Genomic DNA, 13,868 nt, shown 5'->3' on the forward strand with positions numbered 1-13,868 from the left:
GGCTTGCTCGCGAAAGCGGTGTGTCAGGCAGGCTAAATCTGAATGACACACCGCTTTCGCGAGCAAGCCCGCTCCCACAGGGTTTAGTGTTGGGATCAGGTACCGGCGATCAACTGGCGAGCCGCCTGGCTGTGATCGGCGATCAGACCCTTCAGATCCAGCCCTTCAACCTGGCCGTCCACCACGCGCCACTTGCCGCCAATCATCACCCGATCCGCACGATCGGCACCGCACAACAGCAGCGCCGAAATCGGATCATGGCTGCCCGAGAAACGCAGCTCATCGAGCTTGAACAACGCCAGATCCGCCTGCTTGCCCACCGCCAGCTCGCCAATGTCGGTACGCCCCAACAGGCTCGCCGAGCCTTTGGTTGCCCAGCCGAGCACGCGTTCCGGGGTGATCTTCTCCGCGCCGTAACGCAGGCGCTGGATGTACAACGCCTGACGCGCTTCTAGAATCATGTTCGACGCGTCGTTCGAGGCCGAACCATCCACGCCGAGACCGAACAGCGCACCGGCATCGGTCAGATCGATGCTCGGGCAGATGCCGGAGGCCAGACGCATGTTCGAACTCGGGCAATGGCAGATACCGGTGCCGGCCTGGCCGAGGCGAGCGATTTCATCCGGGTTGAAGTGGATGCCATGGGCCAGCCAGGTGCGCGGGCCGAGCCAGCCGACGCTGTCCAGATAATCCACGGTGCGCAGGCCGAAACGTTGCAGGCAGAAATCCTCTTCGTCGAGGGTTTCCGCCAAGTGCGTGTGCAGGCGCACGTCGAGTTTATTCGCCAGTTCGGCGCTGGCCGACATGATTTCCGGGGTCACCGAAAAGGGCGAGCAAGGCGCCAGAGCGATCTGGATCTGCGCACCATCGCCGCGCTCGTGGTACTCGTGAATCAGGCGCTGGCTGTCGTCGAGAATCACCTGACCTTCCTGCACGGTCTGTTGCGGCGGCAGGCCGCCGTCCTTCTCGCCGAGGCTCATCGAGCCGCGAGTGAGCATGGCGCGCATGCCCAGTTCACGCACGGTGTCGACTTGCACGTCGATGGCGTTTTCCAGACCGTCCGGGAACAGGTAATGGTGGTCGGCGGCGGTGGTGCAACCTGACAGCAGCAGTTCAGCCAAAGCCACTTTCGTCGCGAGGGCGAGTTTTTCCGGGGTCAGCCGTGCCCACACCGGGTACAGGGTTTTCAGCCACGGGAACAGCGGCTGATTGACCACCGGCGCCCAGGCGCGAGTCAGGGTTTGATAGAAGTGATGGTGGGTGTTGATCAGGCCCGGCAGAATCACATGCTCGCGGGCATCGAACACTTCGTTGCACGGCGCGGACGGTTGCTGACCGGCCGCCAGCACTTCGACGATCACGCCGTCTTGCAGCACCAGACCACCACGGGCATCGAGCGCGTTGGCCGTGAAAATGGCGAGGGGATTTTTTAACCAGGTACGGGTCGCAGGCATTGTGGCCGGCTCCTCTGAAAGTGGGGTTCAGGGTTGCCAGCTCAGTGTTGCCCTGTCTGCTGATCCAGGGTCGCCGCGTTGGACGAGGTGCGGAGTTTCAAACAAATCGCCGGATCGGGCAAGCCCAACCCGACAGGACACCGCCATCCCCTTGTAGGAGTGAGCCTGCTCGCGATAGCGGTCTTTCATTCAATATCATCGGTGACGGACACACTGCGATCGCGAGCAGGCTCACTCCTACAGGGAAGATCTGTGGTGTTTACCAGGGAATGGTTTCACCCTTGTAGTTGATGAAGTGATGGCCGCCCTTGCCGGTATACGCATTCACCTGATCAATCAGCCCGCGAGTGCTGGTCTCCACATCCAGGTCAGCACCTTCACCGCCCATATCCGTCTTCACCCAGCCCGGGTGCAGCGACAGCACGGTAAGTTTCTGCTCGCCCAACTGGGTGACAAAACTGTTGGTCATCGAGTTCAGCGCGGCCTTGCTGGCCTTGTACAGCGCCAGCTCCGGGGCGTCGGGTACGGTGACGCTGCCCAGGCCGGAACTCATGAACGCCAGCACGCCGCTGCCGTCGCGGATCTGCCCGACGAAGCGTTGCGCCAGGTTGATCGGCGCCACGGCGTTGGTGAAAAACAGTTGCCCGACTTCGGCCAGTGTCGCGCCACCCGGGGTTTGCACTTCAGGGCCTTTGACCCCGGCGTTGACGAACAGCAGGTCGAAGGTCTCGCCCTTGAGCTGCTGGCTCAGGGCAATCACCGCTTGCTGGTCGTCCATGTCGAGTTTCTCGATCCGCACCTTGCCCAGCGCTTGCAGCGCCTCGGCCTTTTGCGGATTGCGCACGGTGGCGGTCACTTGCCAGCCATCGGCCAGCAGGGTTTTCACCAACCCGAGGCCCAAGCCACGGGAGGCGCCGATGATCAGTGCGTTTTTTGCCTGGGACATGACTCGGTTCCTTGAAGATTACGGTTCACGGATTCAATGGACACGCCTGACCCAGCCGTAGTTGCAGTACTCGTCGCAACACATCGAGCCGGGTCTCAAAAGAGCTGTTGATCCCGAAGCATACTCCAGGCTCTAGCGTGGTTGCTTCTCGAATTCGCAGGCCGCTCAGCGGTGTTCGCAAATCATGTACACAACATGGACACTGTGGGAGCTGGCTTGCCAGCGATGAGGCCCGTGGCATCACCACCCTAATGCCCGGCCTGCCACGGCTGCCCCAACGACACCGGCGCATACAACCGGGTACGAACGGCATCCCGTGACAACAGCACCAACACCACAATCGTCGCCACATACGGCAGCATCGCCAGCAGACTCGACGGAATCGCCAGCCCCAAGCCCTGCGCCACCAGATGCAGGATGCTGGCGAGGCCAAACAGATAAGCCCCGAGCAACAAGCGCCACACCCGCCAACTGGCAAACACCACCAGCGCCAGGGCAATCCAGCCGCGTCCGGCGGTCATGTTCTCGGCCCACATCGGCGTGTACGCCAGCGACAGATACGCCCCGGCCAAACCGGCCATCGCCCCGCCGAACAGCACCGCCAGCGTGCGCACGGTCAGCACCGGCAGGCCCATCGCACTGGCCGCGTCCGGGTTCTCACCAACGGCCTGAATGATCAGCCCGACACGGCTTTTGATGATCACCCAAGCCACCAGCGCAAACAGCGCGAACGACAGGTACACCAGCAAGTCCTGAGCAAACAGCATGCGCCCGATCAGCGGAATCTCACTCAAGTACGGAATCGCCAACGGCTCGAATCCGGCCAACGGCTTGCCGACCCACGCCGCGCCGACAAAGGTCGACAGGCCCACACCGAAGATCGTCAGCGCCAGCCCGGTCGCCACCTGATTGGCGTTGAACACCAGCGCCACCAGGGCAAACAGCGAAGACAAGAGCATCCCCGCGAGCATCGCCAGCAACACGCCGAGCCACAGGTTGCCGCTGTTGAGGGCGACGATAAAACCGATCACCGCGCCAAACAGCATCATTCCTTCCTGGCCGAGATTGAGCACGCCGCTCTTCTCGCAGATCAACTCACCCAGCGCCACCAACAACAGCGGCGTGCCGCAGCGCACCATGGCGTAGAAAATATTGCTCAGCAGATCGATATCCATCACAGCGCCCCGGCGGTTACGGCGGTGGTCGACGTGCGCCGTGCCCAGCGCAGTTTCAGGCGTGGCCGATAGAGAATCAGCACGTCGCAGGCCAGCAGGAAAAACAGCATCATTCCCTGGAATAGTTGGGTGATCGCTTGCGGCAGATTCAGGGTCATCTGCGCGCTCTCGCCGCCGATGTACAGCAGCGCCATCAACAGGCTTGAGAACAGAATCCCGATCGGGTTCAACCGTCCGAGAAACGCCACGGTGATTGCTGCATAGCCATAGCCCGGCGAGACTTGCGGCACCAATTGCCCGATCGGCCCGGTCACTTCGCAAACCCCGGCCAGCCCGGCCAAACCACCGCTGATCAACAGCGCGAGCCAGATCAGATGCTTCTCGCGAAAGCCGACAAAACCTGCGGCACGTTTATCCAGACCTAGCACTTTGATCTGGAAACCGACAAAGCTTTTCTGCAACAACACCCACACCGCAACCAGTGCGAGCAAAGCGAAATACACCCCGGCGTGCACCCGGCCATCCTCCATCAGCAGCGGCAGGCGACTGGCGTCGCCGAACATCGCCGACTCGGGAAAGTTGTAGCCGGCCGGATCCTTCAGCGGCCCGTGCACGCAGAACAGCAACAGGTTCAGCGCGATGTAATTGAGCATGATGCTGGTGAGGATTTCGTTGGCGTTGAAGCGCGTGCGCAGCCATGCCGTCAGCCCGGCCCAAGCGGCCCCGGCGAAAGTGCCGGTGAGCAGAATCAGCACCAGCGCCCAACGGCTTTGCAGGTCGATGATGTTCACCGCCAAGGCACTGCCGGCGAGTGCGCCGAGGAGCAATTGGCCTTCGGCGCCGATGTTCCAGATTCGCGCTTGATAAGCCACCGCCAGACCGAGTGCACAAAGCAGAATCGGCAGCGCCTTGACCAGCAGTTCGGAGACGCCATACAGATCGCTGACCGGTGCGATCAACAACGTGTGCAAGGTTTGCAGCGGGTCATGTCCCAGAGCGATGAACAACAGCGAGCCGCAACCGAGGGTCAGCAGTGCTGCCAGCAACGGCGAGCACCACAACATCAGGCGCGATTGTTGGCCACGGGGTTCGAGGGAAAGCAGCATGTTGGGAAAACTCCGTCAGGCCGTGGCCGATGAATGCGTGGGGTTGATGTGCCCGGCCATCCAGCTGCCGACATCGCTCAGCAGGGTGTCGGTGGTGTTCTGCAGCGGCGACAGACGCCCGGCGCACAGGGCGCCGAGGCGGTCGCTGATCTGGAACAGTTCGTCGAGGTCTTCGGAGATCACCAGGATCGCCGCGCCGGCATCGCGCAGGGCAATCAGCGCGCGGTGAATGGTCGCCGCCGCGCCCACGTCGACGCCCCAAGTCGGGTGCGCGGCGATCAGCAGTTTCGGTTGCTGGAGAATTTCCCGGCCGAGAATGAATTTCTGCAGATTGCCGCCGGACAGGCTGCGCGCGGCCGCGTGAGTGCCCGGGGTTTTCACCCCGAAGCGCTGAATGATCTGTTGGGCGAGGGCTTCGACTTTACTGCGCTCGATCAAACCGTTGCGCACCAGCCCCTGTTGAAAGGCCGTGAGCAAGGCGTTGTCGGCAAGGCTCAGTTCCGGCACTGCGCCGTGGCCCAGGCGTTCTGCCGGGACGAACGCCAGACCGAGTTGGCGCCGCGCATCCGGACGCAAATCGGCGACCGCTTGCCCGGCGAAACAAATGGTTGTCGCGCTGTCGCGGGGCAGGGTTTGTTCACCGCTGAGCAGGGCGAGCAACTCATCCTGGCCATTGCCCGCGACCCCGGCGATACCGACGATTTCGCCGCCGCGCACTTGCAGGTTGATGTCGCTCAACGAGCAGCCGAAGGGATCGGGGTTGTGCCAGCTCAAGCCGTTGACCTGTAGAAAGTCCGCGCCGCCACTGACCTTCGGATATTCGCCGATCAACGCCGCCGCTTCGCCGACCATCATCTGCGCCAATTGCTGATCCGAGCATTCGGCCGGCCGGCAATGCCCGGCGACCCGCCCGCCGCGCAAAACCGTGGCGTTATGGCACAGGGCGCGCACTTCCGCGAGCTTGTGGCTGATAAACAGAATGCTGCAGCCCTCTGCGGCGAGGCGGCGCAGGGTGATGAACAGTTCGTCGGCCTCTTGTGGCGTCAGCACCGACGTCGGCTCGTCGAGGATCAGCAGGCGAATGTCCTGCATCAGGCAGCGAATGATCTCCACTCGTTGCCGCTCGCCAATCGACAGGCTGTGGACAAGTCGCTCCGGCTCCAGCGCCATGCCGTAGCGGCGCGACACTTCGCGAATTTTCGGCTCAAGCTGTTTCGGCGTACCGGCCTCGGCGCCCATTGCCAGAGCAATGTTCTGCGCGACGCTGAGGGTTTCGAACAGCGAGAAATGCTGAAACACCATGCCGATCCCCAACTGCCGGGCCTGCGCCGGGTTGCGGATATTCACCCGCTGGCCCTGCCAGAGCATTTCGCCGATATCGGCCTGGGTGACGCCATAGATGATCTTCATCAGCGTGCTTTTACCCGCGCCGTTCTCACCGAGCAGTGCGTGGATTTCTCCCGGCGCGATGCTCAGGTCGATGGCGTCATTGGCCAGACAACCGGGGTAGCGTTTGCTGATCTGGCGCAGTTGCAGGCGCGGCGTTGAATCTGGGCTTGGCATGACAGGCTCGACTGACTTGGAGTTGTGCCTGTGGATAAAGCAATTTCCTGGCCATTGAGTCAGGAACGCCCGCCGTAACTGTTGCCGCGTGCCGGCGGCAGAGCGTCGCGCTGAAAAACGCAGGAGGAGCCGGCACCAATTCAGCGCAAAGCTGTTGATCCGGCTCCATTTTTGCACCGTGACGAACTGGTTAAAAAACGAGCAGCCGGGTCGAAGCTATACAGAACCTGCGACTGCGCCAGCCATGAACGGCTTATCCACAGGTTGTTCCACAGTATTTGTGCGCAATTGGAAATCCTTGGCATAAGCGCTGGGATGCTATCTCCCAATGGTGATAAAAAGCGCTAACTATCTGTTTTTACGTGGGATTTATCTTTTTTCATGCGCAGTGGACGAAAAGTGAGCAAATCGCGCAAAGCCACGTGACAGAAGGGTTACAGCCATATGTGCTCAGGTTATCCACAGTCGGGTGCACAGCAGATGTGGGCAAGTTGCTGGAATAAAGAAATCCGTCGATGCCCTAAAAGATCGCAGCCTTCGGCGGCTCTTACTGGGAAACACTAAGTCCTGTGCAGGAGCTGCCGAAGGCTGTGATCTTTTGCTCTTCTAACGCTGCAGCACAATCCGCCCACGGCTCAAATCCGCCAGTTGCGTTTGCAACAACTCGATCTGCGCCTCACCCACTGCCAACTGCAACTCAACACCATTGGCAGTGAAGTTTTCTTCCACTACCAAGCCAGCCAGATCCGCCACCCGCAGCTTCACCAACGCCAACTCGGCAAAGCCGCAGGCACAACTGAGCGGCACACGGCTGATCAACTCGACTTTTGCCGCCGCTTGCAGGCACTTGTTCGCGCCGCCGCCATAGGCTCGGGCCAAACCGCCGGTGCCCAGTTGAATGCCGCCATACCAGCGGATCACCAGCACCGCGACCTGATCGCAATCCTGCGCTTCGATGGCCGCCAGAATCGGCCGTCCGGCGGTGCCGCCGGGTTCGCCGTCGTCGTTGCTGCGGTACTGCGCACCGAGTTTCCACGCCCAGCAGTTGTGCGAGGCATTCAGGTCGCTGTGTTGTTCGAAGAAAGCCTGCGCGTCTGCGGGGCTGCCGATCGGCGCGGCGACGGTGATGAAGCGGCTTTTGCGAATCTCTTCGCGGTACTCGCAAAAACCGCTGAGGGTGAAAGGCATAAACGTCTTAAATAGTCGGGGTGAGGCCGCAGCCTTTGAGAATGATGCGGATCAGGTTGTTGCCGGCGTCTTCCATGTCCTGCTTGGTCAGCTTGCTGCGACCGCTGACGCGACAGATCTGCGTGGCGAAGTCTGCGTAATGCTGGGTGCTGCCCCACAGCAGGAAAATCAGGTGCACCGGATCCACCGGATCCATCTTGCCGGCATCGATCCAGGCCTGGAACACTGCCGCGCGGCCCTGGAACCAGGCGCGGTAATCCTGGTTGAAATACTCGGTCAGGCATTCGCCGCCGCTGATCACTTCCATCGCAAAGATCCGCGAAGCCTGCGGTTGGCGGCGGGAGAATTCCATCTTGGCGCGAATGTAGCGGGTCAGCGCTTCGGCCGGATCATCCTCGGCGGTCAGCGTGTTGAAGGTGCTGTCCCACAGCTCGATGATGTTGCTCAGCACCGCCACGTACAACCCAAGCTTGTTGGTGAAGTAGTAATGCAGGTTCGCCTTGGGCAACCCGGCATTCTGCGCGATGGTGTTCATGCTGGTGCCTTTGTAACCGTGACGGGCGAACTCGTCTTCGGCGGCTTTGAGGATGGTCTCTTCGTTCTTCTGACGAATGCGGCTGGCGGGTTTGCCGCCGTGAGCGGGGACTTCAAAGGTCATAGGCACTTCCGGTTTGTCTGTGGGTGCAACCAGCTGCGTTGATAACGCACCCACAGGCATCCGACAAGTCCTGATGCAATAAAACCGTTACGCCTGTTCGATCTTGTTCAGCGGTGTGGCGGATTCGAGGCTGGTGGTTTTCGCCTCCGGCAGCAACAGGCACAAGATGATCGCGGTCAGGCCACCGCTGGTGATCGCCGAATCGAACAGGTTTTGCACCAGTTTCGGCAGCAGATGCAGCAGGTTCGGTTGCGCAGCAATGCCCAGGCCGACGCCGAGCGAGGTGGCGATGATCAGCATGCTGCGTCGGTCCAGCGGCGACTGCGCGAGGATCCGCACCCCGGCCGCTGCTACGCTGCCGAACATCACCAGCGTGGCGCCACCGAGCACCGGCTTGGGGATCTGCTGCAGCACCGCGCCGATCATGGGGAACAGACCGAGACAAAACAGGATCGCGCCGATGTACAGCCCGACATAGCGGCTGGCCACGCCGGTCAACTGGATCACGCCGTTGTTCTGCGCAAACGTGGTGTTGGGAAAGGCGCTGAAGGTGGCGGCGATCATGCAGCTCGCGCCGTCACCGAGCACACCACCACGCAAACGACTTATATAAGAGGGGCCGCTGATCGGCTGGCGGGCGAGCATGCAGTTGGCCGTGAGGTCGCCGACGGTTTCGATGGTGCTGATCAGATAAATCAGCGCGACGGGCAGGAAAGCGGTCCAGTCGAAGCTGAAACCGAACTTGAACGGTGTGGGAAGACTGACCAAGGGCAAGTCAGGCAATGCCTGCGGAACCAGTTTCCCGCTGAACCACGCGGCCAGACTGCCGAGCAGCAGTCCGATAATGATGGCCGACAGCCGCACCCACGGCGTGTTCGAGCGGTTGAGCAGGATGATCGTCAGCAACACGAACACCCCCAGCGCCAGATTGCCCGGCGCGCCGAAGTCCGGCGCATTGAATCCACCGCCCAGATCGGTGATGCCGACCTTGATCAGACTGACGCCGATCAGAGTAATAACAATCCCGGTCACCAGCGGCGTAACAACCCGGCGTAATTGACCGATGAAACGGCTGAGGACGATCTGCACCACGGCGCCGAAAAAGCATACGCCGAAGATCATCGCCAGAATGTCTTCCGGGCTGCCGCCACGCTGCTTGACCAGAAACCCGGCCGACAGCACCGCGCCGAGGAAGGCGAAACTGGTGCCCTGCAAACAGATCATCCCGGCGCCGATGCCGAACGGCCGCCGCGCTTGAATAAAGGTGCCGACCCCGGAAACCATCAGCGCCATGCTGATCAGGTACGGCAAGTGTGCGGTCAGGCCGAGGGCCGAGCCGATCACCAGCGGTGGGGTGATGATGCCGACGAAACTGGCGAGAACGTGTTGCAGGGCGGCGAGGATTGCGGCGGGTGGTTTTGGGCGGTCGTCGAGGCCGTAGATCAGGTCGCTGGACGGTTCAGAATCTGGCTGCATGGCTTAAGGCTTCTTGTTGAAGGATCGGGGTTGATCCTGCTTTGCAAAAAGCTGTCCACTTGCTCAGGTTATTCAGTGATTTTGTGGTTGAAAACCTGATCTGTCGGGCCTTGCAGGATTTTTCAACGCGTCGCCGCCAGACTCTCCAGAAAACTTTCCAGCACCAAATGAGGGCGCCGCCCCTTGCGCGTGACCGATGCCAGACTCAAATCATAAAAACGTGTCGTCGATTTCAGCGCACGCAAGCGACCTTGCTGCACCCACAGGCTGGCGTAATGATCCGGCAGATAACCGATATAACGCCCGGTCAAAATCAGAAACGCCATGCCCTCACGGTCGGACGCACTGGCGGTGCAATTGAGCGCCTGGTAATGCGCCTGAATCTCCGCCGGCAAACGAAAGGTCGGGGCAATCGCATCCTGGCTATTAAGGCGCTCGTCATCCAGCTGCTTGTCATCCACATAAAACAGCGGATGACCCACCGCGCAATAAAGCAGTGAGCGTTCGCTGTACAACGGCTGATATTCCAGCCCCGACAGTGCGCTGGCCTGCGGCACCACGCCGACATGCAGGCGACCGTCGAGCACGCCTTGTTCGACCTCGTTGGGAGCGATCATGCGAATCTGGATCTGCACGTCCGGCCCGCGTTCCTTCAACTGTGCGAGGGCATGGGTGATGCGCATGTGGGGCAGGGTGACGAGGTTGTCGGTCAGGCCAATGATCAACTCGCCACGCAGGTGTTGGTGCAGGCCGTTGACCTCGGTGCGGAAACTTTCCAGCGCACTTAACAGTTGCAGCGCTGACTGATAAACCTCGCGGCCCTCTTCGGTCAGCGAGAACCCGGCGCGGCCGCGTTGGCACAAACGCAGGCCAAGGCGCTGTTCGAGATCGCTCATCTGCTGGCTGATCGCCGAGCGCCCGATGCCGAGCACGGTTTCCGCCGCCGAGAAGCCGCCGCACTCCACCACGCTGCGGAAAATCCGCAGCAGGCGAATATCAAAATCACTGACCTGGGCCAGCGGATCGGGGCGGCGACTGCTCATGCTGTTGTTCTCATTGTTTAGCAGGCTTCTAACTGAAGGTTAGAAAAGTTGGATTTCACCGACTTTATCCGCGTGGCAATTTAGCTGCAACAACGCTTTTTATCTCCCTGATGCTTATGCCCTGCGAGGTTTTGCCCGATGAACATGCCTGAAAACGCGCCGTCGCCACTGGCCAGCCAACTGAAGCTGGACGCGCACTGGATGCCGTACACCGCCAACCGCAACTTCCAGCGCGATCCGCGTCTGATTGTGGGTGCCGAAGGCAGCTGGCTGTTCGATGACAAGGGCCGCAAGATCTACGATTCGCTGTCCGGTCTGTGGACCTGCGGCGCCGGGCACACCCGCAAGGAAATCCAGGAAGCGGTATCCAAACAACTGGGCACCCTCGATTACTCGCCAGGCTTCCAGTACGGCCATCCGCTGTCGTTCCAGTTGGCGGAAAAGATCACTGAGCTGACTCCGGGCAACCTGAACCACGTGTTCTTCACCGACTCCGGCTCCGAGTGCGCCGACACTGCGGTGAAGATGGTTCGTGCCTACTGGCGTCTGAAAGGTCAGTCAACCAAGACCAAAATGATCGGCCGTGCCCGTGGCTACCACGGTGTGAACATCGCCGGCACCAGCCTTGGCGGCGTCAACGGCAACCGTAAGCTGTTCGGTCAGGCGATGATGGATGTCGATCACCTGCCGCACACGCTGCTGGCCAGCAACGCATTCTCCCGTGGCATGCCGGAGCAGGGCGGTATCGCCCTGGCCGATGAGCTGCTGAAGTTGATCGAACTGCACGACGCGTCGAACATCGCGGCGGTCTTCGTTGAACCGATGGCCGGTTCCGCTGGCGTACTGGTTCCGCCTCAGGGTTACCTGAAGCGTCTGCGCGAGATCTGCGATCAGCACAACATCCTGCTGGTCTTCGACGAAGTGATTACCGGTTTCGGCCGCACCGGCTCGATGTTCGGCGCCGAGAGCTTTGGCGTGACCCCGGACCTGATGTGCATCGCCAAGCAAGTCACCAACGGCGCGATTCCGATGGGCGCAGTGATTGCCAGCTCCGAGATCTACCAGACCTTCATGAATCAGCCGACTCCGGAATACGCGGTGGAATTCCCCCACGGCTACACCTACTCGGCCCACCCGGTGGCGTGCGCCGCTGGCCTGGCGGCACTCGACCTGCTGCAAAAGGAAAACCTGGTGCAGAGCGTGGCCGAGGTTGCACCGCATTTCGAAAATGCCCTGCACGGTCTGAAAGGTTCGAAGAACGTCATCGACATCCGTAACTACGGCCTGGCCGGTGCGATCCAGATTGCCCATCGTGATGGCGACGCCATCGTGCGTCCGTTCGAAGCGGGCATGGCCCTGTGGAAAGCCGGGTTCTACGTGCGCTTCGGCGGCGACACCCTGCAGTTCGGCCCAACTTTCAACAGCAAGCCGCAAGACCTCGATCGTCTGTTCGACGCGGTTGGCGAAGTGCTGAACAAGCTCGACTGATTTTCCCTCTATATATACCTGCGAATAACAGGCGCCCCATGTGGGCGTCTGTACACAAGAATTCAGGAGTTTTCGATGAGCGTTATCCCGCATTTGATCAATGGCGAACTGGTGACCGAGCACGGTCGCGCGGTTGATGTGTTCAACCCGTCCACCGGTCAGGCGATCCACAAGCTGCCGCTGGCCACCCGCGAAACCATTCAACACGCGATCGACGCCGCCAAGGCTGCGTTCCCGGCATGGCGCAACACCCCTCCGGCCAAACGTGCCCAGGTGATGTTCCGCTTCAAGCAACTGCTGGAGCAGAACGAAGCGCGTATCTCGCAATTGATCAGCGAAGAACACGGCAAGACCCTCGAAGACGCCGCCGGTGAACTGAAGCGCGGTATCGAGAACGTCGAGTTCGCCTGCGCCGCCCCGGAAATCCTCAAGGGCGAATACAGCCGCAACGTCGGCCCTAACATTGACGCCTGGTCGGACTTTCAGCCGCTGGGTGTGGTGGCCGGCATCACGCCATTCAACTTCCCGGCGATGGTCCCACTGTGGATGTACCCACTGGCGATCGTCTGCGGCAACTGCTTTATCCTCAAACCGTCCGAGCGTGACCCAAGCTCGACGCTGCTGATCGCCCAACTGCTGCTGGAAGCCGGTTTGCCGAAAGGCGTGCTGAGCGTGGTGCATGGCGACAAGACTGCAGTGGACGCGCTGATTGAAGCGCCGGAAGTCAAAGCGCTGAGCTTTGTTGGTTCGACGCCGATTGCCGAATACATCTATGCCGAAGGTACCAAGCGCGGCAAACGCGTTCAGGCACTGGGCGGCGCGAAGAACCATGCGGTGCTGATGCCGGATGCGGATCTGGACAACGCGGTCAGCGCGCTGATGGGCGCGGCCTACGGTTCTTGCGGTGAGCGCTGCATGGCGATTTCGGTCGCAGTGTGTGTCGGCGATCAGGTAGCGGATGCGCTGGTGGCGAAACTGGTTCCACAGATCAAGGCGCTGAAAATCGGTGCCGGCACTTCGTGTGGTCTGGACATGGGGCCACTGGTGACCGGTCAGGCGCGGGACAAGGTCAGTGGTTATGTTGATGACGGTGTGGCAGCGGGCGCGACCTTGGTGGTCGATGGTCGCGGCTTGAGCATTCCAGGTAACGAAGAGGGCTTCTTCCTCGGCGGCTGCCTGTTCGACAACGTTACCCCTGAAATGCGCATCTATAAGGAAGAGATCTTCGGGCCGGTGTTGTGCGTGGTTCGCGTCAACAGCCTGGAAGAGGCGATGAAGCTGATCAACGATCACGAATACGGTAACGGCACCTGCATCTTTACCCGTGACGGTGAAGCGGCGCGTCTGTTCTGCGACGAGATCGAAGTCGGCATGGTCGGCGTCAACGTACCGCTGCCGGTTCCGGTGGCTTACCACAGCTTCGGCGGCTGGAAGCGCTCGCTGTTCGGCGACCTGCATGCCTATGGCCCGGATGGTGTGCGCTTCTATACCCGTCGCAAGGCCATCACCCAGCGCTGGCCGCAGCGTGCGAGCCATGAGGCTTCGCAGTTCGCTTTCCCTAGCTTGTAAGTAGCAGGGCATGACAAAGGCCGACCTCTAGAGGTCGGCCTTCGTGTTTTCGGGTTTTTTTGACCGATATGACAGAAATGTGAAAAAAGCGGTTGACGGCAGATTCTGGAGGTCTATAATTCGCCCCACTTCCGGCGCAGTCGAAACGGAAAACTCCTTGAGATTCAACGAGTTACGCAGTTTTCGGCAGCGGCTTGCTTCA

At 60.8% G+C, this 13,868-nt stretch carries 11 protein-coding genes; 2 read left to right on the top strand and 9 right to left on the bottom strand.

The genetic code is table 11. The features are described 5' to 3' along the window. Positions 1-95: 95 nt before the first annotated feature. From J1G18_RS27470 to J1G18_RS27510, 9 genes are all read right to left on the bottom strand, one after another. The gene (locus J1G18_RS27470; RefSeq protein ID WP_027613641.1) at positions 96-1,454 is read right to left on the bottom strand and encodes an 8-oxoguanine deaminase; all 1,359 of its coding nucleotides are present in this window, start codon (positions 1,452-1,454) and stop codon (positions 96-98) included. A 259-nt stretch (positions 1,455-1,713) separates the two neighbouring features. Then, positions 1,714-2,400 carry an SDR family oxidoreductase gene (locus J1G18_RS27475; protein WP_095138233.1) on the bottom strand — a complete coding sequence of 229 codons (687 nt, stop codon included), beginning with the start codon at positions 2,398-2,400 and terminating at the stop codon, positions 1,714-1,716. Between the two features lie 248 nt (positions 2,401-2,648). Beyond that, positions 2,649-3,575 carry an ABC transporter permease gene (locus J1G18_RS27480; RefSeq protein WP_003221385.1) on the bottom strand — a complete coding sequence of 309 codons (927 nt, stop codon included), beginning with the start codon at positions 3,573-3,575 and terminating at the stop codon, positions 2,649-2,651. Further along, positions 3,575-4,681: an ABC transporter permease gene (locus J1G18_RS27485; RefSeq protein WP_135294900.1), complete on the bottom strand. Its 1,107-nt coding sequence runs from the start codon at positions 4,679-4,681 to the stop codon at positions 3,575-3,577. Before J1G18_RS27485 ends, J1G18_RS27480 begins: the two co-directional genes overlap by 1 nt. A 15-nt stretch (positions 4,682-4,696) precedes the next feature. After that, a complete protein-coding gene (locus J1G18_RS27490) occupies positions 4,697-6,244 on the bottom strand; it encodes an ABC transporter ATP-binding protein (protein WP_135294901.1) in 1,548 nt (515 codons plus the stop codon). Between the two features lie 606 nt (positions 6,245-6,850). Continuing rightward, positions 6,851-7,432, bottom strand: a complete 582-nt coding sequence (locus tag J1G18_RS27495; RefSeq protein ID WP_098967083.1) for an IMPACT family protein — start codon at positions 7,430-7,432, stop codon at positions 6,851-6,853. Between the two features lie 7 nt (positions 7,433-7,439). Then, entirely contained in the window at positions 7,440-8,090 is a 651-nt protein-coding gene (locus J1G18_RS27500) for a TetR/AcrR family transcriptional regulator (protein ID WP_027613646.1), read from the bottom strand. An 87-nt stretch (positions 8,091-8,177) separates the two neighbouring features. Next, positions 8,178-9,566: a uracil-xanthine permease family protein gene (locus J1G18_RS27505; protein ID WP_223009538.1), complete on the bottom strand. Its 1,389-nt coding sequence runs from the start codon at positions 9,564-9,566 to the stop codon at positions 8,178-8,180. Between the two features lie 122 nt (positions 9,567-9,688). Then, positions 9,689-10,609 carry a LysR family transcriptional regulator gene (locus tag J1G18_RS27510; RefSeq protein ID WP_007968115.1) on the bottom strand — a complete coding sequence of 307 codons (921 nt, stop codon included), beginning with the start codon at positions 10,607-10,609 and terminating at the stop codon, positions 9,689-9,691. A gap of 138 nt (positions 10,610-10,747) precedes the next feature. Here J1G18_RS27510 and J1G18_RS27515 point away from each other — a divergent pair, with 138 nt between their 5' ends. Further along, the gene (locus J1G18_RS27515) at positions 10,748-12,097 is read left to right on the top strand and encodes an aspartate aminotransferase family protein (RefSeq protein ID WP_098967086.1); all 1,350 of its coding nucleotides are present in this window, start codon (positions 10,748-10,750) and stop codon (positions 12,095-12,097) included. Between the two features lie 75 nt (positions 12,098-12,172). Next, positions 12,173-13,666: a CoA-acylating methylmalonate-semialdehyde dehydrogenase gene (locus tag J1G18_RS27520; RefSeq protein WP_223009540.1), complete on the top strand. Its 1,494-nt coding sequence runs from the start codon at positions 12,173-12,175 to the stop codon at positions 13,664-13,666. Positions 13,667-13,868 lie beyond the last annotated feature (202 nt).

This window comes from Pseudomonas sp. MIS38 (assembly GCF_019891575.1).
Taxonomy (GTDB): Bacteria; Pseudomonadota; Gammaproteobacteria; order Pseudomonadales; family Pseudomonadaceae; genus Aquipseudomonas; species Aquipseudomonas putida_A.

Excerpts from the sequence above, each read along its gene's own strand:
- J1G18_RS27490 (WP_135294901.1), bottom strand. The coding sequence starts at position 6,244 with ATGCCAAGCCCAGATTCAACGCCGCGCCTGCAACTGCGCCAGATCAGC.
- J1G18_RS27485 (WP_135294900.1), bottom strand. The coding sequence starts at position 4,681 with ATGCTGCTTTCCCTCGAACCCCGTGGCCAACAATCGCGCCTGATGTTG.
- J1G18_RS27475 (WP_095138233.1), bottom strand. The coding sequence starts at position 2,400 with ATGTCCCAGGCAAAAAACGCACTGATCATCGGCGCCTCCCGTGGCTTG.
- J1G18_RS27480 (WP_003221385.1), bottom strand. The coding sequence starts at position 3,575 with ATGGATATCGATCTGCTGAGCAATATTTTCTACGCCATGGTGCGCTGC.
- J1G18_RS27505 (WP_223009538.1), bottom strand. The coding sequence starts at position 9,566 with ATGCAGCCAGATTCTGAACCGTCCAGCGACCTGATCTACGGCCTCGAC.
- J1G18_RS27470 (WP_027613641.1), bottom strand. The coding sequence starts at position 1,454 with ATGCCTGCGACCCGTACCTGGTTAAAAAATCCCCTCGCCATTTTCACG.
- J1G18_RS27495 (WP_098967083.1), bottom strand. The coding sequence starts at position 7,432 with ATGCCTTTCACCCTCAGCGGTTTTTGCGAGTACCGCGAAGAGATTCGC.
- J1G18_RS27520 (WP_223009540.1), top strand. The coding sequence starts at position 12,173 with ATGAGCGTTATCCCGCATTTGATCAATGGCGAACTGGTGACCGAGCAC.
- J1G18_RS27510 (WP_007968115.1), bottom strand. The coding sequence starts at position 10,609 with ATGAGCAGTCGCCGCCCCGATCCGCTGGCCCAGGTCAGTGATTTTGAT.
- J1G18_RS27500 (WP_027613646.1), bottom strand. The coding sequence starts at position 8,090 with ATGACCTTTGAAGTCCCCGCTCACGGCGGCAAACCCGCCAGCCGCATT.
- J1G18_RS27515 (WP_098967086.1), top strand. The coding sequence starts at position 10,748 with ATGAACATGCCTGAAAACGCGCCGTCGCCACTGGCCAGCCAACTGAAG.